Origin of the sequence: Ureibacillus sp. FSL K6-3587, assembly GCF_038593165.1 — a bacterium.
GTDB lineage: Bacteria > Bacillota > Bacilli > Bacillales_A > Planococcaceae > Ureibacillus > Ureibacillus suwonensis.
Genome location: NZ_CP151969.1, coordinates 1,397,586 through 1,421,710, shown reverse-complemented (window position 1 = coordinate 1,421,710; position 24,125 = coordinate 1,397,586). Strand labels below are relative to the sequence as shown.

Annotated in this window: 19 protein-coding genes, 5 tRNA genes and 1 rRNA gene; 4 read left to right on the top strand and 21 right to left on the bottom strand. The window is 40.7% G+C overall.

Annotation, left to right across the window (positions count from 1 at the left end):
• The first annotated feature begins 2 nt into the window (after positions 1-2).
• The 3 genes from NSS77_RS06975 to NSS77_RS06965 are packed head-to-tail and all read left to right on the top strand — an operon-like array spanning position 3 to position 2,371.
• Positions 3-1,031, top strand: coding sequence for an iron ABC transporter permease (locus tag NSS77_RS06975; RefSeq protein ID WP_342470948.1), 1,029 nt, complete (start codon positions 3-5; stop codon positions 1,029-1,031).
• Positions 1,028-1,816, top strand: a complete 789-nt coding sequence (locus NSS77_RS06970; RefSeq protein WP_342470947.1) for an ABC transporter ATP-binding protein — start codon at positions 1,028-1,030, stop codon at positions 1,814-1,816. The genes NSS77_RS06975 and NSS77_RS06970 overlap by 4 nt, the downstream gene beginning before the upstream one ends.
• A gap of 30 nt (positions 1,817-1,846) precedes the next feature.
• Positions 1,847-2,371: a hypothetical protein gene (locus NSS77_RS06965; RefSeq protein WP_342470946.1), complete on the top strand. Its 525-nt coding sequence runs from the start codon at positions 1,847-1,849 to the stop codon at positions 2,369-2,371.
• A 231-nt stretch (positions 2,372-2,602) separates the two neighbouring features.
• Here the strand turns inward: NSS77_RS06965 and NSS77_RS06960 are convergent, their stop codons facing one another.
• The 9 genes from NSS77_RS06960 to rocF all read right to left on the bottom strand — a co-directional run bounded on the left by NSS77_RS06960 (position 2,603) and on the right by rocF (position 12,443).
• Positions 2,603-3,157 carry a hypothetical protein gene (locus NSS77_RS06960; RefSeq protein ID WP_342470945.1) on the bottom strand — a complete coding sequence of 185 codons (555 nt, stop codon included), beginning with the start codon at positions 3,155-3,157 and terminating at the stop codon, positions 2,603-2,605.
• Positions 3,158-3,473: 316 nt separating this feature from the next.
• Entirely contained in the window at positions 3,474-5,276 is a 1,803-nt protein-coding gene (gene glmS / locus NSS77_RS06955; RefSeq protein WP_342470944.1) for a glutamine--fructose-6-phosphate transaminase (isomerizing), read from the bottom strand.
• Between the two features lie 576 nt (positions 5,277-5,852).
• Positions 5,853-6,380, bottom strand: a complete 528-nt coding sequence (locus NSS77_RS06950; RefSeq protein WP_342470943.1) for a type 1 glutamine amidotransferase domain-containing protein — start codon at positions 6,378-6,380, stop codon at positions 5,853-5,855.
• Between the two features lie 210 nt (positions 6,381-6,590).
• Positions 6,591-7,943, bottom strand: coding sequence for a phosphoglucosamine mutase (gene glmM / locus NSS77_RS06945; RefSeq protein WP_342470942.1), 1,353 nt, complete (start codon positions 7,941-7,943; stop codon positions 6,591-6,593).
• A 104-nt stretch (positions 7,944-8,047) separates the two neighbouring features.
• Positions 8,048-9,070 carry a CdaR family protein gene (locus NSS77_RS06940; protein WP_342470941.1) on the bottom strand — a complete coding sequence of 341 codons (1,023 nt, stop codon included), beginning with the start codon at positions 9,068-9,070 and terminating at the stop codon, positions 8,048-8,050.
• Entirely contained in the window at positions 9,063-9,899 is an 837-nt protein-coding gene (gene cdaA / locus NSS77_RS06935) for a diadenylate cyclase CdaA (protein ID WP_342470940.1), read from the bottom strand. Before cdaA ends, NSS77_RS06940 begins: the two co-directional genes overlap by 8 nt.
• Before the next feature lie 296 nt (positions 9,900-10,195).
• Positions 10,196-10,816 carry an anti-sigma factor gene (locus NSS77_RS06930; RefSeq protein WP_342470939.1) on the bottom strand — a complete coding sequence of 207 codons (621 nt, stop codon included), beginning with the start codon at positions 10,814-10,816 and terminating at the stop codon, positions 10,196-10,198.
• A 13-nt stretch (positions 10,817-10,829) separates the two neighbouring features.
• The gene (sigW, locus tag NSS77_RS06925) at positions 10,830-11,393 is read right to left on the bottom strand and encodes an RNA polymerase sigma factor SigW (protein ID WP_342470938.1); all 564 of its coding nucleotides are present in this window, start codon (positions 11,391-11,393) and stop codon (positions 10,830-10,832) included.
• Between the two features lie 144 nt (positions 11,394-11,537).
• Positions 11,538-12,443 carry an arginase gene (gene rocF, locus NSS77_RS06920; RefSeq protein WP_342470937.1) on the bottom strand — a complete coding sequence of 302 codons (906 nt, stop codon included), beginning with the start codon at positions 12,441-12,443 and terminating at the stop codon, positions 11,538-11,540.
• A 389-nt stretch (positions 12,444-12,832) separates the two neighbouring features.
• Between rocF and NSS77_RS06915 the strand changes: the two genes are divergently transcribed.
• Positions 12,833-14,656, top strand: coding sequence for an IS1182 family transposase (locus NSS77_RS06915; protein WP_342470936.1), 1,824 nt, complete (start codon positions 12,833-12,835; stop codon positions 14,654-14,656).
• Positions 14,657-14,663: 7 nt separating this feature from the next.
• Here NSS77_RS06915 and NSS77_RS06910 read toward each other — a convergent pair.
• The 12 genes from NSS77_RS06910 to rrf form a co-directional block, all read right to left on the bottom strand.
• Positions 14,664-14,738, bottom strand: a tRNA-Gln gene (locus tag NSS77_RS06910).
• Between the two features lie 6 nt (positions 14,739-14,744).
• Positions 14,745-14,829, bottom strand: a tRNA-Tyr gene (locus tag NSS77_RS06905).
• A gap of 9 nt (positions 14,830-14,838) precedes the next feature.
• A tRNA-Val gene (locus NSS77_RS06900) sits at positions 14,839-14,914 on the bottom strand.
• A gap of 20 nt (positions 14,915-14,934) precedes the next feature.
• Positions 14,935-15,006: transfer RNA gene (locus NSS77_RS06895), tRNA-Glu, on the bottom strand.
• A gap of 133 nt (positions 15,007-15,139) precedes the next feature.
• On the bottom strand, positions 15,140-15,919 hold the full coding sequence (locus NSS77_RS06890) for an ABC transporter ATP-binding protein (RefSeq protein WP_342470935.1): 780 nt from the start codon (positions 15,917-15,919) through the stop codon (positions 15,140-15,142).
• Positions 15,920-15,998: 79 nt separating this feature from the next.
• Positions 15,999-17,234 carry an ABC transporter substrate-binding protein gene (locus NSS77_RS06885; RefSeq protein ID WP_342470934.1) on the bottom strand — a complete coding sequence of 412 codons (1,236 nt, stop codon included), beginning with the start codon at positions 17,232-17,234 and terminating at the stop codon, positions 15,999-16,001.
• Positions 17,235-17,276: 42 nt separating this feature from the next.
• Positions 17,277-18,338, bottom strand: a complete 1,062-nt coding sequence (locus NSS77_RS06880) for a branched-chain amino acid ABC transporter permease (RefSeq protein ID WP_342470933.1) — start codon at positions 18,336-18,338, stop codon at positions 17,277-17,279.
• Positions 18,339-18,342: 4 nt separating this feature from the next.
• On the bottom strand, positions 18,343-19,224 hold the full coding sequence (locus tag NSS77_RS06875) for a branched-chain amino acid ABC transporter permease (RefSeq protein ID WP_342470932.1): 882 nt from the start codon (positions 19,222-19,224) through the stop codon (positions 18,343-18,345).
• The gene (locus NSS77_RS06870; RefSeq protein ID WP_342470931.1) at positions 19,199-21,106 is read right to left on the bottom strand and encodes an AMP-binding protein; all 1,908 of its coding nucleotides are present in this window, start codon (positions 21,104-21,106) and stop codon (positions 19,199-19,201) included. The genes NSS77_RS06875 and NSS77_RS06870 overlap by 26 nt, the downstream gene beginning before the upstream one ends.
• Positions 21,100-21,891 carry an ABC transporter ATP-binding protein gene (locus NSS77_RS06865; protein WP_342470930.1) on the bottom strand — a complete coding sequence of 264 codons (792 nt, stop codon included), beginning with the start codon at positions 21,889-21,891 and terminating at the stop codon, positions 21,100-21,102. The genes NSS77_RS06870 and NSS77_RS06865 overlap by 7 nt, the downstream gene beginning before the upstream one ends.
• 386 nt (positions 21,892-22,277) lie before the next feature.
• Positions 22,278-22,352, bottom strand: a tRNA-Asn gene (locus NSS77_RS06860).
• A 1,591-nt stretch (positions 22,353-23,943) separates the two neighbouring features.
• Positions 23,944-24,059: ribosomal RNA gene (gene rrf / locus NSS77_RS06855) — 5S ribosomal RNA — on the bottom strand.
• Between the last annotated feature and the right edge of the window lie 66 nt (positions 24,060-24,125).

The window sequence follows — 24,125 nt, the reverse complement described above, 5'->3', positions numbered from 1 at the left end:
AGATGAAGCAACTGAAAATGCCCGTCTTTTTTATCGCCAGTTTTATATTATTTCTATTCAGTATCGTCATCGCCACGAGTTTCGGTGGCGTGACGATTCCCCTTTTTGAAACCGTTCAAGTTTTTTTGGCTAAACTTCCTTTTTTCTATTTTGAAACGGACTCTACCTTTGAACAGATTTTGCTTTATATTCGCTTGCCACGTGTCATTGTAGCAAGCATTGTTGGTGCCAGTTTAGCTGTGTGTGGGGTGGTCATGCAAAGCTTATTCCGCAATCCGATGGCAGAACCGGGCATCATTGGCATCTCATCAGGAGGCTCTTTAGGAGGAGTCATTGCTATTTATTTTGGATTATCCCATATCAGTACCTTTTTTGTTCCTGTCTTTGGTTTTTTAGGGGCTCTCCTCACTTTGCTTCTTGTCTATATCATTTCTACATCAAACGGCAAAACATCCATGTTAACTCTTCTTTTAACAGGGGTCGCCATCAGTTCGTTCATTTCCGCTTGCAGTTCTCTTATTATTACATACGCGAGCTACGGCCAATTGCAGCAAATTCTATACTGGCTTATGGGCAATTTAAATGGACGGGATTGGGATGATGTAAAGCTGTTAATCCTCCCTTTTATCCTTTGCAATATTCTCATATTCAGCTACCGCAAGCAGTTGGATATTTTATTGCTTGGGGAAGAGGAAGCGAAAAACTTGGGCATCCATGTGCAACGGACACGCACCATTTTATTAATTAGCGCTTCTTTATTAACAGGGGTTTGCGTCTCTTTGACTGGCGCCATCGGATTTGTCGGCTTAATTGTTCCTCATATGATTCGCTTGTTGATTGGGCCAACCCATCGTTATTTGATACCAACCAGTCTGATAGGTGGTGCATTATTTTTAACATTGGCTGACTTAATCGCGCGCCTCGTTATTCGCCCAGCTGAAATTCAAATTGGGATCATTACTGCATTCTTAGGTGCTCCATATTTTATTTTCTTAATATTGCGCCAGAAAAAAATGGAGGGACTTTTATGAATGAAGCGGCTCTTGAAATTCAATCTTTAACCTTTCATCGGAATGCCCGAACCATTTTTAATAACCTTTCCTTCACTGTTGAAAAAGGGAAGTTTATTGCCCTCATTGGACCGAATGGAACGGGAAAATCTACCTTATTAAAATGTTTGGCCGGCATTAATCGGATTGATAGCGGAGACATTAAAATTTTTAATCGGTCCCTTCGACAGCTGAAACCTATGGAAATCGCCAAACGCATCACCTATATGCCCCAAACGACCACATTAGAGACGAATTTTACTGTGCAACAAGTGGTCGAAATGGGGCGTTATCCACACAAAAAACGGTTTTCCCGCTGGATGAAAACCGATCAGCTGGCCGTCAAAAAAGCGTTGGAGCAAGTCGGCATCAGCCATTTGAAACATCGATTTGTCCCTTCTTTATCTGGAGGAGAACGGCAGCTTGTCTATTTAGCAAAAGCCATTGCTCAAGAAACAGATATTTTACTATTAGATGAACCGACTTCTGACTTAGATATTTACTATCAAGTCATTGTAACGGACATTCTTCATTCTCTCGTACAGGAAGGAAAAACGGTCATAGCAGCCATTCATGATATCAATTTAGCTACCCGCATTTGTGACCAATGTATTTTTTTAAAAGATGGAAAGTTTGTGGCTTATAATGCCCCTTCTGACGCGTTAAATACCGAAAATATTGCCAAAACATTTCAGGTGAAATCCATCATTTATCAAGAACCTTTAATGAAGAAGAAGCAGATGATTCCTTTTGATGTATTAACATAATCTGATTATTTATTAGGAGAGTGATATTCAATGAAAAAAGATTTGCGTTATATTTGTTATACCTATATGAGGGAGAAAAGCTGCAAAGTGGATTATGAAGTGCTTTCGGATGCATTAACCGTCAGCATTGGCATGGTGATTCCCTATTTAACCAAAGAGCCTGAGCAAATCATAAAAGATGATCTCATTCATCTGCAACAATTAACGTATCACGCCAATGGTTCTGTACGGGGCAATCTGGCCATCACGAAAGAAGATGTTGAATGGTTAAGCTCGCGGTACGACTATTATAGCGGGCAAGTGGGCGAAGCAATGAAACATTTCGTCATCCCACAAGGGTGTCAGGCAGCCATGCATTTGCACCGGGTAAGAAATGATGCAAAGATTGTTTACCGCGCCCTCCATCATGTCCATAAAGAAAAACCCGTCAGCGATTTATTATTTCAGTTTATAGGCCTTCTTTCCAATGTTGCCCATGCCATGGCGCTTTACGTTAACAAGCTCAACGATGTGAAAGAAATTCCTTTCCATACCAAATCTTATATTCTAAAATGACAAAGAAAAAGCCTTGATACAGCAAGCATTTGGCTATATCAAGGCTTTTTGGTTATGACTTATCATTAATCTTGTCACAAACAATGTATAAAAGTACGCCCTTTTCAGGCAGTTCGGTCAATCCTACCGGCGCAAATTTGGTGCAAATAGCTGAACATGAATTTATTGTAATAAATGGAATTTATCCATAGCAGTTGTCCCCGTATTAATCAGATCCCAACAAAATTCGTATTAGGAAATGAAAATATGGAAAAGAGCAATAACCATTGTAACAGCGATTAACGTCATATGTGTTGTTCGTAAGCTCTTAACCTTTTTATTGTTAAATAACATTAACCCAATCAAACCGGCTATTCCCAACACAATAGCTGATACTAGTCCACTAACCCCTTCATCTTCCAATCTTCCTTCATGAAGGTACATGAGAATGCCGTGACAGATACTTAAAAGGACCGTGACGATTCCAATCAGTATGTGGTATTTACCCAAAAATTTCGTCAACGATATATAGATTTGCTTAATTGACGGAAATGTCGTAATCATCGGTTTGGTTAATCTTCTCATCGGAAATATTAACCCAGCCACTGCAAATGTGATAACCGTCCCCCAGCCAATCATTTCTCCTGCATCTTCATAGCGGTCGTCTATATGTTCTTTTTTGCCATAACCCCATTCGTAATGCTCATGATGCTCCCCAAAATCATCATCCGCAAATGCGATGTGACCAGACGTACAAATCAGTGCAAAACAGAAAATTAGTGCCATCAATAATTTCAAATAGTTCATAAAGCTCCTCCTGTTCATCTTGATATTGACTATAAGCGTAACCAAACAAAATGAAAAATCTCTGAAATCATGGCCGAACTAAAAATTTTTCACTCTATTCTCCATCGAAAATTCTATGTATCGGCTTTTTCAGCGTTATTCAATATCTCAGAAAAGAACAGGATATCAATGTAGAAAGGATAATGAAATGTAACCAAAAAAATAAAACCTTGATACAGCAAGCATTTATGCTGTATCAAGGCAAAAATCAGTGACATTATTCAATAATTGTGTGACAACATTAATTATCACTCACATACTGCAAGTATCGGTTATTTTATTCCACCGTTACAGATTTTGCTAGGTTACGAGGTTTGTCGACGTCACAGCCGCGTTCAAGAGCCGCATAGTAGCTGATGAATTGGAGCGGCACGACAGAAACAAGCGGTGTTAGAAGTGGATGAACTTTCGGAATCACCAGACGGTCATCGTGTTCATCCAGTCCTTCCATGGAAATTACGCATGCATTTGCCCCGCGCGCCACCACTTCTTTCACGTTTCCGCGGATATTCAATGCCACTGGCGCTTGTGTAACGAGGGCAAAGACTGGCGTTCCTTTTTCAATCAACGCAATCGTACCATGCTTCAACTCCCCGCCTGCAAAACCTTCCGCCTGAATATAGGAAATTTCTTTTAACTTAAGAGCACCTTCCAAACTTACATAATAATCGATATTGCGGCCGATGAAGAATGCATTCCGGGACTTGCTTAAATATTCATTTGAGATTTTGTGCAATTCCTCTTTGGAATCCACGATAGATTGAATCGCGTTGGCAGCAATGGCCAGCTCTGTTTTCAAATCGAAATCGGATTTGATTCCTTTGCTTTTTCCAGTGACATAAGCGGCGATGGCAAGTACCGCAAGTTGTGCCACATAAGCTTTTGTCGATGCCACGGCAATTTCAGGGCCGGCATGTAGCAATAAAGTATAATCCGCTTCACGGGAAAGAGTGGATCCCGCAACATTCGTAATAGTTAAAGAAGGATGGCCTAATTTTTTCACTTTTACAAGCACTTGTCTGCTGTCGGCTGTTTCACCGGATTGGGAAATGAAAATGAACAGCGGCTTTTCGGAAAGCAACGGGATGTTATAGCCAAACTCGCTGGAAATGTGCACTTCCACTGGAATTCCGGCAAGTTTTTCAAAATATTGTTTTCCTACAAGGCCTGCATGATAACTGGTTCCTGCTGCAATAATATAAATCCGGTCCGCATCGCGCAACGCTTTTAAGATCGGTTCGTCGATTGCCAATTCGCCTGCATCGTTGCTATATTCTTGAATAATTTTACGCACCACGCCAGGCTGTTCATCCATTTCTTTCAACATGTAGTGAGGATATGTTCCTTTTTCGGCATCGCTCGCATCAAGTTCCACTGTATAAGGGTTTCGTTCAATTTTTTGTCCATCCAAAGTGGAAATTTCCACTTTATCTTTATGCACAAGTACGATTTCTTCATCATGGATTTCAATAAATTGATTTGTCACCTGAAGCATCGCCAAAGCATCGGATGCCACCACATTGAATCCTTCACCGACTCCGATCAGCAAAGGAGATTTATTTTTTGCGACATAAATCGTTTCCGGATCTTCTTTATCAAGAAGGGCGATCGCATAAGAACCGTGCAATAAAGAGATCGCTTTGCGGAACGCCTCTTTTGTTGATAATCCTTCATTAGCGAATAGTTCCACTAATTGAACAATCACTTCTGTATCCGTATCAGATTGCATTGGAATCTCTTTTAAATATTCTCTTTGCAACAAGTGATAGTTTTCAATAACTCCATTGTGTACAATGGTAAATCTACCTGATGCACTTTGATGGGGATGGGCATTGACTTGATTTGGTTCACCGTGAGTCGCCCAACGCGTATGACCAATGCCGATATTTGCTTCAACTTGATCATCAACGATTTGACGCAAGTGGGCAATTCTGCCTTTATCTTTAAAAACCGTAACACCATTTTCATTCAGAATGGCGATACCGGCTGAGTCATATCCCCGATATTCCAGTTTTTCCAATCCTTTAATTAAAATTTCCTTCGCATCCAACTTTCCGTTATATCCGACAATTCCACACATTTTAACATTCCTCCGTTACAAGCGATATCTTCATAGATTTGAAAAAGACAATAAAAAATACCGCCTACATCCGCTCTTTTTTTAACATCGAATTCTGTCTAATTCAATCAATTTAAAAAAAGAAATGTAGGTTTGATATCGCTCTATATTATTGATTATTGCCTTTTCGTTCCTTTGTCCATAAAATCGCTTTTATGTTTTAAGAACGAAATTGCGACCGGGCAATGCGGTCGGGAGGTACCCGCCGAAAACTCGATAAACCTCCTCCTCGTCAACTAAGGATTGAACGTCCGATTTCCTTAGTCCAGGCGCTATCATTATTTTCCTTGCATTTTTATAGCGCGTAACTACCCTCCTTTGCCGCGCTTGAATAATTCCCTTCTAAAATATGGAAATTATTCATGAAAAAATCAAGCAACTACATCATACAGAATATGCTACTTTCCGTCAATGATTTACATTTGTTATTTTTTATTATTCTATACAAATTGGTTGAACCCATCTATGTATAGCTGCCCAAGAAATTGTCCTGGGCAAAAAAATTTTTTTATACCTTTGAGAAAAAAGTACTAACAATTACTCCTGAAACTCTTGCTCTTTTAACAAGTTGACGATTTCTCTGTTAAATTCAGGTAAGTCATTCGGGGTTCTGCTTGTCACCAATTGGTTTCCGCAAACCACCACCGGCTCGTCATGGAATTTTGCACCGGCATTTTCCAAATCCACCCGGATGGATTTATAACCAGTGACGTCGCGCCCTTCCAATTCCCTTGCCGAAATTAACAGTTGCGGCCCATGGCAGATGGCGAATACAAGCTTGTTTGCCTTCATAAATGCTTTTACAAATGCCACCACGCGATCGTCATCCCGCAACAGATCCGGTGAAAAGCCTCCCGGAATGAACAATGCGTCAAAATCATCCGGATGGACTTCTTCAATTCCATAATCAATATCCACTTTGGCTCCTCTTTTTCCTTTTACGGTTTTATTGCCCTCTTTATCGATCGTCACGATTGTGTGGCCCGCATTTTCCAGAGCTTCTCTAGGGCTTGTAAATTCAACATCTTCAAATAAGTCTGTTATGAGTGTTGCAATTTTTGCCATAATCTCTCCACTCCCTTTCATATTTCACATTTATTACTATGCCCATTCCTTCTTTAATTAATCAGTGCCTGATGGAAATAGTGGAGGTGAAATGGTTTCTCGCGCTAAAGGGAGTGGACCTGGGTGGATGGATTGAGACTTGTGTGGATACAGTTATCCCCAAAAAATTAAAACTGCGCAGAACATTCATATTCTGCGCAGCCGTTCATCTCAATCATTCATGCCCATTTCTTTTTTTACCACTTCTGCTATGCGGTTTACATAACTTTCACATTCTTCTTCTGTAGGCGCCTCCACCATCACACGCACCAACGGCTCTGTACCTGAAGGTCGAACCAGTACACGGCCATTATTTCCAAGAACGTTTTCCACTTCTTTGATAACTTCTTGTACTTTCGGATTTTCTTTTACTTTATGTTTATCTGTTACCCGTACATTGACTAAGCGTTGTGGATATACTTTCATTTCTGATGCCAGTTCAGATAGAGGTTTTCCTGTCAATTTCATAATGCTCACCAATTGGATTGCCGTGAGCATACCGTCGCCGGTTGTATTGTAATCAAGGAAAACGATGTGGCCGGATTGTTCGCCGCCGAAGTTGTAATCATTTTTGCGCATTTCTTCAACGACATAGCGGTCACCGACAGGCGTTTGCGCGCTGGTCATCCCGTTTTCTTCCAACGCTTTATAGAATCCCATATTGCTCATGATAGTGGATACGACTGTATTTTTCTTTAAAAGCCCTTTGCTGTTTAAATATTTGCCGATGATAAACATGATTTGATCGCCGTCTACAACGTTTCCTTTTTCATCAACGGCAATCAAACGGTCTCCGTCGCCATCAAAGGCCAGCCCCACGTCCGCTTCTCTTTCCAAGACGAATTCCGCAAGCTTTTCAGGGTGTGTGGAACCTACCCCGTCATTGATATTTAATCCGTCCGGCGAAGCGCCCATAGTTGAAATATCCGCTTCCAAATCAGCAAATAAGTGGGTAGCCAATGAAGAAGTAGCTCCGTTAGCACAGTCAAGAGCCACATGAATACCTTCAAAGTCAACATCCACCGTTTGTTTTAAATATGAGAGATACTTCTGGCCGCCCTCAAAATAATCGCTGACCGTGCCCAATTCCGCACCAATCGGCCTAGGAAGCGTATCTTGTTCGGCGTCAATCAATTTTTCAATTTCTTCTTCCTGTTCATCGGTCAATTTAAAGCCATCCGGTCCGAAAAATTTAATTCCATTATCTTGAACCGGGTTATGGGATGCGGAGATCATGACCCCTGCATCCGCATTCATCACACGGGTCAAATAAGCGACACCCGGAGTGCTTATTACCCCCAGTCTCATAACCTCCACACCGATAGAAAGCAATCCCGCCACTAACGCCCCTTCCAACATATGGCCGGAAATTCTCGTATCTCTGCCGACAATGATTTTTGGTCTTTCTGTTGCGTTCTTTGTTAAAACATATCCCCCAGCACGGCCAATTTTAAACGCAAGTTCCGGTGAGAGTTCTGTATTTGCAACTCCACGTACACCGTCAGTTCCAAAATATTTTCCCATAACTATTCTCTCCTTCAACACTTGACATTCCATACAAATGAACATTTATGGAATCAATTACAAGTAATAATATGCTTTGAATAGGTTTTATCTTTTTATATGGTTTAATTGCTGTTTGCATCACTATTTGACTCATCGATATTTTGCTCTTCATTTGTCGTTTCGTCAACACTTGTTTCGGATTGGGATGTTCTTGTGATATTTGCCCGAACAGAAATTTTATCAGTTCCCAATCTTGTAGCGCCTTTAGGCAATTTCAAATTCACTTCATAATTCCCGGAATGATCCACCTGCGATAAGTCAAACTCCGCTTCTAACGTCTTGATCGAGTCAACGATTGATTTTGGACCAAACACTTGAACCGATTTTGTATCGGTTTCCAATTGACGAATCACGACTCCCGGCGGCGGGGAGCCTGTTTGTTTCAGCGTCACTGGAACACTTTTACTGTATTCTTCCACCTCGACAGTGACGTTTACTGTCTGTGGTTCAATATACACATCCAATTTGTTTAAATTGCCATCCAATACCTTGACGTTCGCCTCTTGGGTAAATGACTCTTTGATTCCGTTTGATGCCGAAACCGTTGCCTTTACATAATTAATTCTTTCAATCGCACTTTTGGCACCTGTAACAACTACTTTGCTCGGTTCCACAGTCATGGATTTTAGCATATAGCCTTCAGCAATTAATTGACTATTGATTTCAGGATCCACTTTGAACTCTTGGGTAACTTTTTCCTCAATGACCACATCAACCGCTTCAGGATCGATTGTCACATTTAATTTTGGATTAAAGTTTTCATGCTGAATGGTCACTCTGTGTTTGCCGATTAACAGATCGCTCAAGTCAACAAAAACTTTAAAATCTTTTTTGAATTTTGTTTGCAGTACGAGCTGCATCGGCCCCTCAATTGTAACATCCACCGTTTCCGGCAGACCGGTAACAATCAAGTTTTCCGAATCATAATAAGCCTCCAGCGGCACATCTGTAATAATGTCCACTTGATTATTTGACGTAGGTTCTTTCCCGCCTGTCAATTCGGCTTTCACATAAAAGAAAAGCAGGAGTGCCAAAATGAAGGCTGTTGCCCTCAACACCCATATATTATCAAAAAATTTATCCATGCTTTTTCCCCCTCCAAGTCCACTTAGAGGATGCTTCTAATTCGCCTTCAGGGCCAAACCATAATGTTTTCAGCAACGATTCGAAATTCTCCAACGTGAGATTTCTATGTAAATTGCCGTTCACTGCAATACTAATTGCCCCAGTTTCTTCGGACACGACGACCACAATGGCATCTGTCACTTCACTTAACCCAAGGGCAGCTCTGTGCCTCGTCCCCAACTCTTTGGAAATCAAAGTGCTTTCGGACAACGGCAAATAACAAGCTGCAGCTGCAATACGATTTTTTTGGATAATCATTGCTCCATCATGAAGTGGGGTATTTGGAATGAATGTATTGATGATCAGTTCTGAAGAGATATTTGCATCTAATCGGATGCCCGTTTCGATATATTCGTTTAAGCCGGTTTCTTTTTCAATGGAAATGAGAGCACCGATCCGCCGTTTTGCCATATAGCTTACCGCTTTTTTCATGGCTTCGATCAAACGGGCCTGTTCATCTTCCAATTGATTGACTGAACGTTGAAATAATCTTCCCCGCCCAATCTGTTCGAGGGCTCTCCGAATCTCAGGAGTGAAAATGATAATAATTGCCAAAAATCCCCAATCAATGACTTCTTGCAACATCCAACCTAACGTATCCAGACCAAAAATTTCAGTGGCAATTCTTGCAACGATAATAACAAATAGCCCTTTCAACAATTGAACCGCTTTTGTTCCTCTGATTAGGGTTAATATTTTATAGATCACGTACCAGACAAGTATGATGTCCAAAAAGCTGAAGATGATATTTACAGGTGTAAAATCCGTAAATTGCTCAATTATATTCATGTGGCATCCCCCACTTATTTAACCAAATCAATCACATATAAATCATAAGCGATATAGTTTATGCTTGTTTTATAAAAATAGTATGCAAATATTTTTCATTTTCTAAATTAAATCAAATTTTCCCAATTTATATACTATTATCAAGTATATCATAATCAAATTCATTAAGCTTTTATAGTATTAACGAAACTTTTTTGAAAATGTTTCTTTATTTAAGCCGAACGGATTATCATGTCCATCACAAAAAAAGAACTGCATCCTTAAAGGTGCAGTTCATTCCAAAATGGAGGATCAAATTAATCTTTCCCGTTTTCAAACAGTGCCAAAAAGTCCTTTGTCATCCGTTTCACTTCATACCAAACCCATTCAAATACCTGATCGATTTCATGGATTTGGCCCGTCACCACTGCAGTGGATGCCATATACTCTCCATTAATGACAATTACATTGCCGTCCACTTCACCTTCAACGACAATATCTCCATTTTTTACAACGATATCGCCTTTCACAACTTCGCCTTCAGGGACAATAACGGTTTGGCCTTCCACTACCAAGTTCGGTTGTTTCGTTACTGAAAATTTATCATCATTGAAACTTCCAAAAAGTGTTGCACTCATAAATAGAATAAACATGGCAGCCGCTACCAAGAACGGATGTCTTCTCAGCCAGTTTTGTATACCGAGTCGATTTTTTGGTCGAGGAAGACGCTTCATTACCTTTTCTTCAAAATGTGGAGGTGCCGTAATTTGTGCCGCACTTTTAATAAATGCAACCGCATCGCTTAGTTGATGCATATGCTCTTGACATGCCGTACATGTCTTCAAATGCTGTTTAAGCACTTGCTCGTGTTCACGGCTAATGTCGCCATCCAGATACTCGTGCATATATTCAATAATGTGTTGTGGACACGTACTCATGCGATTTCCCCTCCTACAGTTCGTTTAACTGCTTTCTCAATGCTTCACGACCTCTATGAATTCTAGTTTTCACTGTTCCCAAAGGCAAGTCAAGTATTTCACTAATTTCTTGAAGCGAACATTCTTCAATATATTTTAATACAATTACCGTACGATATTTCTCTGGCAATTTGCTGATTTCATGTTGGATGCGTTCTTGAAATTCCATTTGAAGTGCTGCATCTTCAGGCAGCTGATCGTCATTGGCAATATGGGAATACATATTCAATCCATCGGTTCCGTCGACCTCTGCATCTAAATAGTAATCCGGCTTTTTTTTTCTGATCCTGTCTATACACAGGTTTGTCGCGATTCGATAAAGCCACGTGGAAAACTTTCTCTTGGGATCGAACGTATGGAGATTGATATACGCTCGGACAAAAGCTTCTTGGGCAATATCTTCAGCCTCTTGTTTATTTCCTAGCATTCGGTAACAAATTTGGTACAGCTTGTGCTGATAAAGGCTTACAATGTCCGCAAAGGCATTTTGATCGCCTTTCAGCACTTGCTTTATTCGTTTTTTCACTAACGCATCCATACATTAACTCTCCACCTTTTGGGTTAAATACTGTACGAACGAACTCAATAAAAAGTTTCACTTTTTTTCTAACATATAAAAAATTTTTTTCATCTTATCTAATCAAGTATAGAATAGTCAATATATAGAAATAAATAGTGATTTTTACACTAATTTTTCTCCCATCAACGATCCCATTAATGCTACTGCAGTATCAGCCGTTTTATTGCGTTCATCAAGAATTGGATTGACCTCTACAAATTCACAAGAAGTAATAATTTTTGCTTCTTCCAACATTTCCATCGCCAGATGACTTTCCCGATAAGTGATTCCGCCAGGCACCGGCGTTCCAACACCGGGTGTATAGATCGGATCCAGCGCATCCAAGTCAATGGAAATATGCACCCCATCCACTTGTCGTGCCTTCAAATAAGCCACGGTTTCTTCAATGACTTTCGACATCCCCATACGGTCAATTTCATGCATTGTGAAAATTTTGATCTTTTTTTCCTTTATTAAAGCTTTTTCCCCTTCATCAATCGAACGGGCACCGATGATGACAACGTTTTCAAATTTGACTGCAGGAGCATCCTTTGCAACATTGATTAACCGCTCATCCCCAAGTCCAAGATTAACCGCTAAGGGCATTCCATGAATATTTCCGGAAGGGGTCGTCTCCGGCGTATTGATGTCTGTATGGGCATCGAACCAGATAACTCCCAAATTCTTATAATGCCTTCTTATTCCGGCAATGGAACCGATGGAAATGCTATGATCTCCCCCCAAAATGACCGGGAATCTTCCCTGCTTTATTACTTCATCGACTTTTTCCGCCAATTGTTCACTGACTTCTAACACTTCTTCCAAATTCAATAATTTATCTTCTTCGCTTTTTGTTTTCTTCGTTTTGTGGACTGATACATTTCCTTCATCATTAACATCATAACCTAATTTTTCCAATCTCTCAATGGCTCCGGCATATCTCATCGCGCTTGGCCCCATATCCACACCCCGACGTTGTTGGCCATAATCAGAAGGAACACCGATAATAGAAATTTTCTTTTTTTCCATCAAAAAACACCCCCTAGATACTTTTTATTCTATAGGAAATTTATCCTGTGACTCAACTTGACATAATGATGCATAATTATTCAAAGTCTGTCGCCAAATGAATTCGTTTAAAAGGATGTTCGGAACAATTTGCGTATTTGCCGGCATTTCAAATTTTGTGCAAAATTATGAGCATTCTTACCCAACCCATCAATTTTTTATCACTTTTACTCAACTCCTGTTATCCCGGTTATTTCAGGGAAAAAAAAAAAAAAAAGGGGCTGTCCGAAAAGTCGATTGAATCGACCTTCGGCTCAGCCCTTTTTTCTGTTTTTAGGGTACAAAAAAATCGTCCTTTTTTATAGAATGAAATTGACCAAAAAAACATTCTAAAGAAAGGACGATTTTTTATGAATAATCAAATGACTATTCAAGAAAATTATAACACGCAATTAGAAATGACTCTAGAGGGTATTCAAAAAATAGAGGTTCAAAAGAACAAGAAACGCAAAAAGCTAGTTTTCCAACCTTATTGCAATCGTCAAGTCATGAGCATTTTAGATATCGAAATGTATATTCCTGAAAATCATGTCGCCCGTTTAGTGGATGAAATGGTGGAATCGATTCCGGATGAAGTGTTGTATACTCATTATGTTGGTGGGGGTCGTGCACCCTATCACCCTAAAATGTTATTGAAAGTGATTTTATATGCGTACACTCAAAACGTTTATTCAAGTCGGAAAATAGCGCAAATGGTGAAAGAAAATCTTCCGATGATGTGGTTGGCGGGATTGCAAACCCCTGACCATCGCACAATAAATGATTTTCGTAGTGTTCGTATGTCAAACATGATGGATTCTGTATTTGAACAATTTGTCCTTCAACTAGTAGAACAAGGATTTATCGACCTCGACCATATTTTTGTGGATGGTACGAAAATAGAAGCGAATGCCAACAAATATACGTTTGTATGGCGAAAATCCGTAGAAAAATATGATCAGAAACTACGAGCCAAAATTCAATCGTTTCTACAAGAAGCGCACCAAATCGCCTTGGAGGAATTAAAAGAAGAACAATTAGAAGAAGAATTAGAAAAATCATCGGCACAACTTTCTGAGAGAATAGAAGCTTTGGAAAAAGATTATAAACAGGAAGAAGACAAAGAAAGAAAAAAAGAACTTCGCTCTAAAAAATCCCAACTCACCAAACAACTGAAAACGATTCAAACGGATTATCTTCCACGATTACGAAAATACAAAGTACAAAAACAGATTCTAGGTGAACGAAATAGCTACTCGAAAACCGACCATGAGGCCACTTTTATGCGAATGAAAGAGGACCATATGAAAAACGGCCAACTCAAGGCGGGTTATAATGTTCAACTCGCCACACAACATCAATTTATCGTGGGATTTGAAATTTATCAAAATCCAGGAGATACTCGCTGTTTCCAACCATTTATGGAAAAGTTATTGGAATCGATACCGAAGGAAAAGAAACTCAAGTATGTCATTGCCGATGCAGGATATGCGAGTGAAGAAAACTATTTATATGCGATTGGCGAAGAAAAAGAACCTCGTTTTGAATTATTAGCCCCATACCAAACCTATTTGAAGGAACAAAGTAAAAAGTTTAAAAAGGATTTATCAAAAGTACAAAACTGGAAATACATCGAAGAAGACGATTGCTTTATCTGTCCGAACAATCGGAAAGTCGTATTCAAGTATTATCAAAAAAGAAAAAATGCATCTGGATACATACAAGATTTGAAAGTGTACGAGTGTGAAGATTGTACGGATTGCCCGTTGAAGAATGGGTGTACGAAAGCCAAAGGAAATCGTCGAGTATATTGGAACACGATTTATGAAGAAATGAAAGCGAAAGCCAAAGCAGCTCTTGGTGACGAACAAAAGGCAGCTCTTTATGCGAAGCGTAAAGTGGATGTCGAAAGTGTGTTCGGGAACATCAAGGGCAATTTGCGTTTCACTCGATTTCTGTTACGGGGGCTTCATAAAGTCCGAACAGAATTCGGGATTGTGGCAATGGCCCACAACATACTGAAATGGGCCGCAAATTCCCAAACCAATTTCAAAAATAAGGAAACAGAGCGAATGGAAAAACTCATTGTTTTCTCCATTCGCTCTGTTTTTATGGACTTTTTAGACAAGCCCTTTTGTCAGTTAGAATCATTTAATCCACACTTTATTGAAGGGCTACATATCCGAGTTTATTGATTAACAATGGCTGGGGTACCAGGATTCGAACCTGGGCATGACGGAATCAAAATCCGTTGCCTTACCACTTGGCTATACCCCAATAAAATGGTGGAGGGGGGCGGATTCGAACCGCCGAACCCAAAGGGAACGGATTTACAGTCCGTCGCGTTTAGCCACTTCGCTACCCCTCCAAATATATATGGTGGAGGATGACGGGATCGAACCGCCGACCCTCTGCTTGTAAGGCAGATGCTCTCCCAGCTGAGCTAATCCTCCTAAAATGAAGAAAAAAATAATGACCCCTACGGGATTCGAACCCGTGTTACCGCCGTGAAAGGGCGGTGTCTTAACCACTTGACCAAGGGGCCATTCGCCTTTTCGCAAGACAAGAGTTATATTACCATGATTTTTTTTACTATGCAATAGAAAATATAATTTTTTTCTAAAAAAATAAAACTACCTTTAAAGGAAGTGACCCCTTCAAGGTAGCTGTACGCAAAATCACCACACAATCCGTTGACGGCGCCGGTAGATTCCGCCTTTTTTAAGGCCTTTCCCTGTCCCCAAATAATGTTCACTAATTGTTTTATCTTCCAACAAAGCGGCAGCTTCGCCTTTCATTACAACCCTTCCGTTTTCAATGATATAACCGTAATCGGCTATGGAAAGGGCGATATTGGCATTCTGTTCAACAACCAGGATGGTCAACCCTTCTTCTTCATTAATTTTTTTGATATTATCAAAAATTTCCTTTACCAGAAGCGGTGCTATCCCTAATGATGGTTCATCAAGAAGCAGCAATTTCGGTTTTGCCATGAGTCCCCTGCCAATGGCCAGCATTTGCTGTTCTCCGCCGGACAAATATCCCGCTTTGCGATGTTCAAGCATTTTCAATTTAGGAAAGTATCCGTAAATTTTTTCAATATCCTTTTTTATGGCAGAACGGTCTTTTCTTGTATAAGCCCCCGCACACAAATTTTCTTCCACAGTCAAGTCTTTGAAGATTCGACGGCCTTCCATGCACAAAAAAATTCCTTTTTTCACCAATTGATCCGGTGAAGTATTGTTTATGATTTCCCCTTGAAATTCTATTGTTCCGTCTGTAATATGCCCATCTTCCGCCGCCAAGAGTCCCGAGATGGCTTTTAATGTGGTGGATTTCCCCGCACCATTGCTGCCAAGCAAGGCAACAATTTGGCCTTCCTTGACATGCAGTGAAATTCCTCTCAATGCAAGTATCATTTTTTGATATACCGCTTCCAAATTATTTACACGGAGCATTATTTTTATCCCCTTTCATCAACATTAAAGAGAAAAGGGACAATAATGGTTTGTCCCTTTTCGGAGTTTTTTCCATCTATTAATCGTTATGGCTGAAGTAATCAGTAATCGGCTCCCATTTTCCATTTTTTACAATACCCAAACGAGTCTTTTCTGTTCCGGCATGATTATCCGGTGCAAATGATACATTTGCGGCAAGTCCTCCCAAGTCCAGATTTTGAATGGATTCAAGACCTTCACGAATTTGTGGACCTGTCAAATCTCCATCAGGGTATTTTTCAGCAGCGATTTTGATTGCTTCAACCATTATTTTTGCAGCAACCCATCCCTGTACAAATTTTTGGTTGATATCATCAATCGTCTTGCCTTTTGCATCCAAATACTCTTTAATTTCAGCCATCCCTGGCATATCCTCATATGGAAATGCGTGGGAAAGGATGCCCATATATCCTTCGGCAACATCCGCTCCAACGATATCAATGATTCCTTCTCCCGCTGCCCAGTTTAAACCGATAAATTGCGTATCGATGCCCAATGTTTTGGCATCACGCAAAATGGTTGAAGTTGCTCCCCATGTTTGTTGAATAATCGCATAATCCGGATTTTTCTTTTCCATATTCAGCAATTGGGATTGGGCTTCTGTTGCCTGAACATCAATCACCTGTTCATCTACCACTTCCACTCCGACTTCTTTAGCATAGGCTTTGATATCTTCAATCGGTGATCTACCGAATGCTGTATCATTATAAAGAAGCGCCAGTGTCGGAGGGTTGTCACCTTCATGATTTTCAACAATCCATTTCAGGATTGCCCGTCCTTGATCGGAATAAGAAGCGGCGGTTAAGAAGTTATATGGACTTTCTTTAATATTTTTCAAGTTTTCGGAATAGGAAGCTGAAATGAATGGCAGCTGATCAGAAGCAACTTGTTGTCTTAACGCTTCCGTATCCCCTGTACCCCAACCTAATATGGCAACAGCCTTTTCCTTGTCACGCAATTCTTGATAAAGTTTTTGCGCTTCCGGAATTTGATAAGCGTAGTCTTTACCGATTAGTTTTAAATTCAGCCCTTCCACTCCACCTTTCATTTCCAAATACTCGAAGTAAGCTTTTTCCCCTTCCGCATAAGGGGTTCCTACATCTCCGGTACCTCCTGTAATATCATACAAACCGCCAACAACGACGGTTCTCTTTCCGTCGGATCCGGATGAATCGGAAGAAGTGCTTGGACTGGCCGAATCTTGGCCTCCGCATGCTGAAAGAATGAGCAACAACACCCCTAGTAAAAACCCCAATAAACTTTTGCGTTTCAACATCTGATCCCCCTTGTTTTTTATATAATTAATTTTTTATCAACCTTAGTAAGAGAATGGCCAGACTCTAAAATAGTTTTTAATGTTTTGCCAAATATGCGCTAAACCGCCCGGCTCAAAAATTAGGAAGAGAATAATCGTCAAACCGAAAACGAATTCTTTGAAGGCGGAGAATAATTGGTAAAGATCCGGCATGTAGGCGGTTAACAGGTCAACGACAGAAGTGAGTCCAACCGGCAACAAAGTGATGAAAATTGCCCCTAAGATGGAACCCAGGATGCTTCCCAATCCGCCAATCAACACCATGGCGAGGTACTGAATGGAAACTTGAATATTGTAAAGTTCCGGGCTCACAATCATTGTGTAGTGAGCCAGCAATGCACCGGCGATTCCTACGAAAAAGGAACTGATAATAAAGGCCAACACCTTATAGTAAAACAAGTTGATGCCCATGATTTGTGCCGCAATATCCCGGTCCCGAACCGCCAAAAACGCCCGCCCGACCCTTGTTCTTAACAGGTTTACCGAATAAAGTACAGTCAACATTAAAATGATGATGGTTAAGTAATAGTAAGAAGCATTCGATGTGAGAACATAATTTCCAATGACCGGCCGGCTTAATACCATCCCTGCCGTCCCGCCCGTCACTCTGTCCCATCGGCTGATGATGAATGTAATGATGACTTGGGCGGCGAGTGTAGCAATGGCCAAATATAATCCTTTCAGCCTTAGTGAAGGGATTCCAAACAAACCTCCCACCAACGCTGTGACAATCCCCGCCAAAGGAAGGGATATCCAGAAACTTAATCCATAAGTTGTTGTCAAAATGGCTGTTGTATATCCTCCAACCCCTAAAAAGGCGCCGACTCCGATTGAAATCTGGCCGGTAAATCCCGTCAAAATGTTCAATCCGATGGCGCCAATTGCAGAAATGGCGCATAGCGTCAACAGACCCACCCAATAGTTGGAGGCATATAGCGGCAATGTCAGCAGAATGATCAATAAAATGAGCCATTTTATGATTTCACTCTTTGTACCAAAGAGCTTCATATCCTTTTTATAGGAAGTTATATAGTTTCCGCATTCTCTCACAAACAAATTCCTCATCTGATTACACCCTCTCAATACCACGGCTGCCAAATAAGCCATGTGGTTTTAGCATTAAGATTAAGAGAACGACAATGAATGGCACTACATCTTTTAAACCTCCCCCTACGAGAGGATCCAAATAGCCTCCTGCCAAGTTTTGAATGATGCCAATCAGAAATCCTCCAATAATCGCACCGATGATACTATCAAGACCTCCAAGAATGACCACGGGCAAAACCGTCAAACCGATGGCAGACATCGTAGGGTTGACTCCATTGATGTTTCCAAGCAAAATTCCACCGATGCCGGCAACCATTGCGGCAATCATCCATGTCACCGCTAAAACAAACTTCACGCTCATCCCCATGGATAATGCAGCTTGCCGGTCGTCGGCTACGGCCCGCATGGCAAGTCCAATCTTGGAAAACTTGAAGAAAATCGAAAAAACGATCAACAAAATCACGACAATGATAAAGGACCATAAGTAGACGGGAGTGACGATGATGCCTCCCAAATTTAACGGTGTCTGAGGAAATACCGGTGGAAATGTTCTGGTTGAATGCCCCCAAATAATATGGACTGCACCCGCGAGTAAACTGGATAATCCAAGAGTTGCCATGATGACGGAAATGGTTGGGGCATTTTGCAATTGCCGAATGACCAGTCGCTCGACAACCAACCCCAGGACCGCGCTAAAGATTAACGTACCTATAAACGCTGCAAGGAAAGGCACGTTTAATGAGGTCATGATGACTAAGCAAATGTACGGACCAAATAGAACAAATTCGCCATTTGCAAGATTCAGCGCACCACTTGCCCGATAAATCAATACAAATCCCAAGGCAACAAGACCATAAATGCTGCCGACGACAATCCCATTAATAAGCATTTGCAATAAGAACATCCTCAGTCACCTCCAAATTCCTCTCCAATTGAATGATGCGCAACGGAATTTCCGCTTCCGATATGCGGACTTGAACCGTCCCATTGTTGGAATACATTGCATCAATAAGATCTTTATAAGTGTTTTCCACATGATTCCTTCTGATTTTTAATGTCCGTGTCAGTTCACCGGCATCTGCCGTGAACTGTTTGGGCAACAGGATGATTTTTTTCACCCGTTCTTGCGGCGGCAATTCGTCCATCAGCCTTATCATTTCTTGCTCGATGAATTCAATCACATCTTTATTTACAGATAAATCAGAAAATTCTGTATATATTATCCGCCGTTTGTCCGCCCATCTTCCAACCGTAGTCATATCTATGTTAATGAGCGCCGTCAAAAATGGACGGTTTTTTCCCACTACAACGGCTTCTTGAATATAAGGGCTGGACTTTATGATATTTTCAATTTTATGAGGATAAATTTCTCCTTTCGGCATGACGATGACGTCTTCTTTCCGGTCTAAAATAAATAAATGACCGTCTTTATCAATAAACCCTTTATCTCCGAGGGAAATCCATCCATCCACGATCCATCTTTGATGTTCCGGTTTTAAATATCTGGAGAAGATCGCATTATTTTTCAAATAGACAAGACCGTCGATCCCAATTTTCACTTCCGTATTCGGAAGCGCCACTCCGGAACTGCCTGCTTTGATGTCATCATCCCGTTGGACAATGGCAATTCCTGCAACTTCTGTCCCGCCATAGGTCTGTTTAATATTCACTCCGATGCCATGGTAAAAATAGAACGCTTCAGGATGCAAAGCCGCTCCTATCACATAGGCCCTTCTCGTTCTTGCAAATCCCAAGTGGTCACGTATCGCACTAAAGACAATGGCATCTCCAAGGAAGTACATGAATCGATCAAAAGCGGACAAGCGGATTTTTTCCAACTTTGCTTTTGCCCGTTTATCCCCGTATTTTTTGAACAATTGATACACTTTTCTATTCAACCAGCTGGCTCCCTCTAAACGCACCTGCACATTGGACATGATTGATTGGTACACTCTTGGTGAAGCCACCACCGTTTGGGGACCAATTTCTCTTAAATCGCCGATCACCGTATCAGGCCGCTCCGGAAAATTCACTGTTAACCCTATTACAATAGGGATTACGATGCCCATAATCTGTTCATGGATCCATGCAAGCGGTAAAAAAGAAAAGTAGTCATCCGTTTTTTTCATTTCATCCAGTTGAATCAAGTTTTTTGCCGCTTCTATCAATTGATGATGGGTATACACAGCCGCTTTGGGATCTCCGCTGGTTGCCGCACTATAGGAAATGAGTGCTTCCTGATGACCGCTTAGCAAAGTGATTTGTTGTTCAAAGAAAGCAGGGTGTACTTTTAAATGTTCTTCTCCAATTTTTAATAACTCTTTCATGGAGATTAATTTGGAGTTTTGGTAATGACGCAACCCCCGAACATCATAGTGGACAATATGTTCAACAAACGGGATATCCTTCTCAATGGATAACAATTTATCGACTTGTTCCTGGTCTTCCACAATAACGATTCTCGGCTTCAGATCATTTAAATAATATCGGATTTGCTCTGGCAAAGATTCCTGATAGATTCCCGCCGAAATTCCGCCAATGGTTTGTGTTGCGAGCTGGGCATATAACCATTGGGGTTTATTTTCCCCGATGATTGCGAGGATTTCCCCCGCCTTGAAATCAAGATGCTTATGCAATGCAATCGAGAGTTTTTTGACATTTTCTAAATAATCGTTCCATGTGATTTCCTTCCATATCCCCAACTGTTTCTGCCTTAAAGCGACTCCAGAGGAATCCTGATTTGCCCGTTCTACTAATAGAAATGGCAACGTCACCTCTTTTACCATGTTTTTCCCCCTTCAATAACGGTATCCTCTCCAATATAAGCTTTAATAACATCTGGATTTTCTCTGACTTCTTTTGGCGTGCCAAACCCTATCCGTTTTCCAAAGTCCAGCACCGCAATGTGATGAGATAAACTCATGACCACTCCCAAATCATGTTCGATCAGAACCACAGTCGTTTTCATGACTTCGTGCATATCCAGGATAAATTGCGACATCCTTTCCTTTTCAGCGCCGTTCATGCCAGCCATCGGTTCATCCAACAAAATTAGCTCCGGATTCAACGCTAATGCCCGTCCAACTTCCACCCGTTTTTGAAGGCCATAAGGAAGGGTTCCCACCGGTTTGTGGCGAATGTCTTGCAGCTCCAAAAATTCAATCACTTCCTCCACTTTTTCGCGATGTTCAATTTCTTCCTTTGAAGCCTTTCCAACATAAATTCCGCCGCTGAACACGCCGGATTTCATCAAAGTATGTCTGCCCAATTTAATATTGTCCAACACCGACATATGAGCAAACAAAGCGATATTTTGAAAGGCTCGGGCAATTCCCAAGGCAGTCCGTTCATAAGGCTTCATGTCCGTTATATCTTTTCCTTTATAGCGGATGGATCCACTCGTCGGTTGATACAATCCGCTAATACAATTCAGCATGCTTGTTTTTCCTGCCCCATTTGGACCAATAAGTGAGAATATTTCACCTTCATTGATAGAAAAAGAAACTTGATCTAAAGCTTTTACTCCTCCAAAATGCAATGAAACATTTTCTATCTCCAAAATCGGCCCCAACAAAGTTCCCCCTTCAAATTTATTATTCTTAATCAACTATTGATGGACAAAATGTTTTGTATTATATATTACCGATTTTTCTTTTTTATGATTAAAATTTTCTGCTTTTTCAACATTTTTTATCATTTACAATCTTCCTGATCTCCAAATTACTGACGGAAAATACTAAGAAGTTATTTTAATATGATATTTTTTGAAGAAAAACATTTGATAGATGAATTATGTATGGGGAAAATTATTTTATTGTTAAATAAATGCTTTTTCTACTTTCATTCTTAGTTTTTTCAGGGGAAATGTTTATAAGGAACGAAAACTTTCGGAAGGATTCATCAAACAATGCAGAGGAAGGCATTTAGACATCTTGGGGTGAAAAAAGGCAATAAAAATGGCTCCGAAGGTAGGATTCGAACCTACGACCAATCGGTTAACAGCCGATTGCTCTACCACTGAGCTACTTCGGAACGGTTTTAACAAAATTTTATTTTATTGAGTACAGATTACATTATAACCATATTTTCATTTTTTTCAAGTAGTAAATTTAAAAAGTTTTTCTTTTCCGTTTTTTCATATAGGCATGAGGATGTTGAATCCTAAACCCCCCGTAAATCAGTGTTACGGGGGGGATTGGATTATATGCGCTTCCATTGATTATAAACATTTGTAATGATAATCGTCTGTAATGGCAATAAAAAGGTTAGAAAGATGATTTTTATGAAAATAATATTACTTCTTCGTCGTTAATCGTAATATTTTTATCGCTAAATACCCCCGCTGGATCGCTGATAATTTCCTCCAGCGTAGCAGGCAATTCTGGACTTTCCATTGCAGAACACCGGAAGACTCCTTGTTAGCATTTTCAGCTTTAGACACTTCCCCATGGTCATTTTCTTTTGTACAAGCAACAAAAATGATTGCACAACTTATGAAGATTACTAAATAACTTGTATCGTTTTTAATTGAATTCTGTTTCCTTATCAAGAATGAATAGACTTTCGGTCTTTATCTGTATGTATTTTATTTGAAAAAGCATTAACGACGTCCTGCTCTCGCAGGGGGCCCCCAACTCCCATCGGCGCGAACTCCGAAGCACGTTGACCGGCGAATCTCGTCAGCTTTGGTGGTTCGGTGTTTATGGATGAATCGTTTTTCTTTGTTTTCTTGTATCCTCTAAATATTAATTTTAAATTGAATCGAATTTTGTCTCCTTATCTAGAAATGAACAGACTTTCTGTCTTTATTTGTGTGAAATTTCAATATGAAAAAACATTGACGACGTCCTACTCTCGCAGGGGGCCCCCCAACTCCCATCGGCGCGAACTCCGAAGCACGTTGACCGGCGAATCTCGTCAGCTTTGGTGGTTCGGTGTTTATGGATGAATCGTTTTTCTTTGTTTTCTTGTATCCTCTAAATATTAATTTTAAATTGAATCGAATTTTGTCTCCTTATCTAGAAATGAACAGACTTTCTGTCTTTATTTGTGTGAAATTTCAATATGAAAAAACATTGACGACGTCCTACTCTCGCAGGGGGGCCCCCCAACTACCATCGGCGCGAACTCCGAAGCACGTTGACCGGCGAATCTCGTCAGCTTTGGTGGTTCGGTGTTTATGGATGAATCGTTTTTCTTTGTTTTCTTGTATCCTCTAAATATTAATTTTAAATTGAATCGAATTTTGTCTCCTTATCTAGAAATGAACAGACTTTCTGTCTTTATTTGTGTGAAATTTCAATATGAAAAAACATTGACGACGTCCTACTCTCGCAGGGGGGCCCCCCAACTACCATCGGCGCGAACTCCGAAGCACGTTGACCGGCGAATCTCTACGTCAGCTTCGGCGGTCCGGTGCTCACGTACCAAGTACGCTCCGCTCCGTGCCGCCTCGCTTCCTTGATCTTCTTGGTCCCCGTGCTTCTCGTCTGCTACTAATGGTTCTTCTACTTGACTCTTTTATTCCTGCTTCTGTATCGCGCCGAGCTGACCTTCGGTCTTTGGTAGTTGGGGGCAATAAAAAAAAGCCACTACCAACTTTCTGTCAGTAATGACTTTTTGAGCCTAGCGACGTCCTACTCTCGCAGGGGGAAGCCCCCAACTACCATCGGCGCTAAAGAGCTTAACTTCCGTGTTCGGTATGGGAACGGGTGTGACCTCTTTGCCATCATCACTAGACTTGTTTTATGTATTGTAGAGAGGTTGTTCTCTCAAAACTGGATAACGGCATTGAAAGCATTTCTT

Coding starts and splice junctions, on each gene's coding strand:
- NSS77_RS06965 (WP_342470946.1), top strand. CDS start 1,847: ATGAAAAAAGATTTGCGTTATATTTGTTATACCTATATGAGGGAGAAA.
- NSS77_RS06870 (WP_342470931.1), bottom strand. CDS start 21,106: ATGGTAAAAGAGGTGACGTTGCCATTTCTATTAGTAGAACGGGCAAAT.
- sigW (WP_342470938.1), bottom strand. CDS start 11,393: ATGGATGCGTTAGTGAAAAAACGAATAAAGCAAGTGCTGAAAGGCGAT.
- NSS77_RS06890 (WP_342470935.1), bottom strand. CDS start 15,919: ATGCTCCGTGTAAATAATTTGGAAGCGGTATATCAAAAAATGATACTT.
- NSS77_RS06940 (WP_342470941.1), bottom strand. CDS start 9,070: ATGGATAAATTTTTTGATAATATATGGGTGTTGAGGGCAACAGCCTTC.
- cdaA (WP_342470940.1), bottom strand. CDS start 9,899: ATGAATATAATTGAGCAATTTACGGATTTTACACCTGTAAATATCATC.
- NSS77_RS06915 (WP_342470936.1), top strand. CDS start 12,833: ATGAATAATCAAATGACTATTCAAGAAAATTATAACACGCAATTAGAA.
- NSS77_RS06875 (WP_342470932.1), bottom strand. CDS start 19,224: ATGTTCTTATTGCAAATGCTTATTAATGGGATTGTCGTCGGCAGCATT.
- glmS (WP_342470944.1), bottom strand. CDS start 5,276: ATGTGTGGAATTGTCGGATATAACGGAAAGTTGGATGCGAAGGAAATT.
- NSS77_RS06930 (WP_342470939.1), bottom strand. CDS start 10,816: ATGAGTACGTGTCCACAACACATTATTGAATATATGCACGAGTATCTG.
- NSS77_RS06970 (WP_342470947.1), top strand. CDS start 1,028: ATGAATGAAGCGGCTCTTGAAATTCAATCTTTAACCTTTCATCGGAAT.
- NSS77_RS06950 (WP_342470943.1), bottom strand. CDS start 6,380: ATGGCAAAAATTGCAACACTCATAACAGACTTATTTGAAGATGTTGAA.
- glmM (WP_342470942.1), bottom strand. CDS start 7,943: ATGGGAAAATATTTTGGAACTGACGGTGTACGTGGAGTTGCAAATACA.
- rocF (WP_342470937.1), bottom strand. CDS start 12,443: ATGGAAAAAAAGAAAATTTCTATTATCGGTGTTCCTTCTGATTATGGC.
- NSS77_RS06880 (WP_342470933.1), bottom strand. CDS start 18,338: ATGAGGAATTTGTTTGTGAGAGAATGCGGAAACTATATAACTTCCTAT.
- NSS77_RS06975 (WP_342470948.1), top strand. CDS start 3: ATGAAGCAACTGAAAATGCCCGTCTTTTTTATCGCCAGTTTTATATTA.
- NSS77_RS06885 (WP_342470934.1), bottom strand. CDS start 17,234: ATGTTGAAACGCAAAAGTTTATTGGGGTTTTTACTAGGGGTGTTGTTG.
- NSS77_RS06960 (WP_342470945.1), bottom strand. CDS start 3,157: ATGAACTATTTGAAATTATTGATGGCACTAATTTTCTGTTTTGCACTG.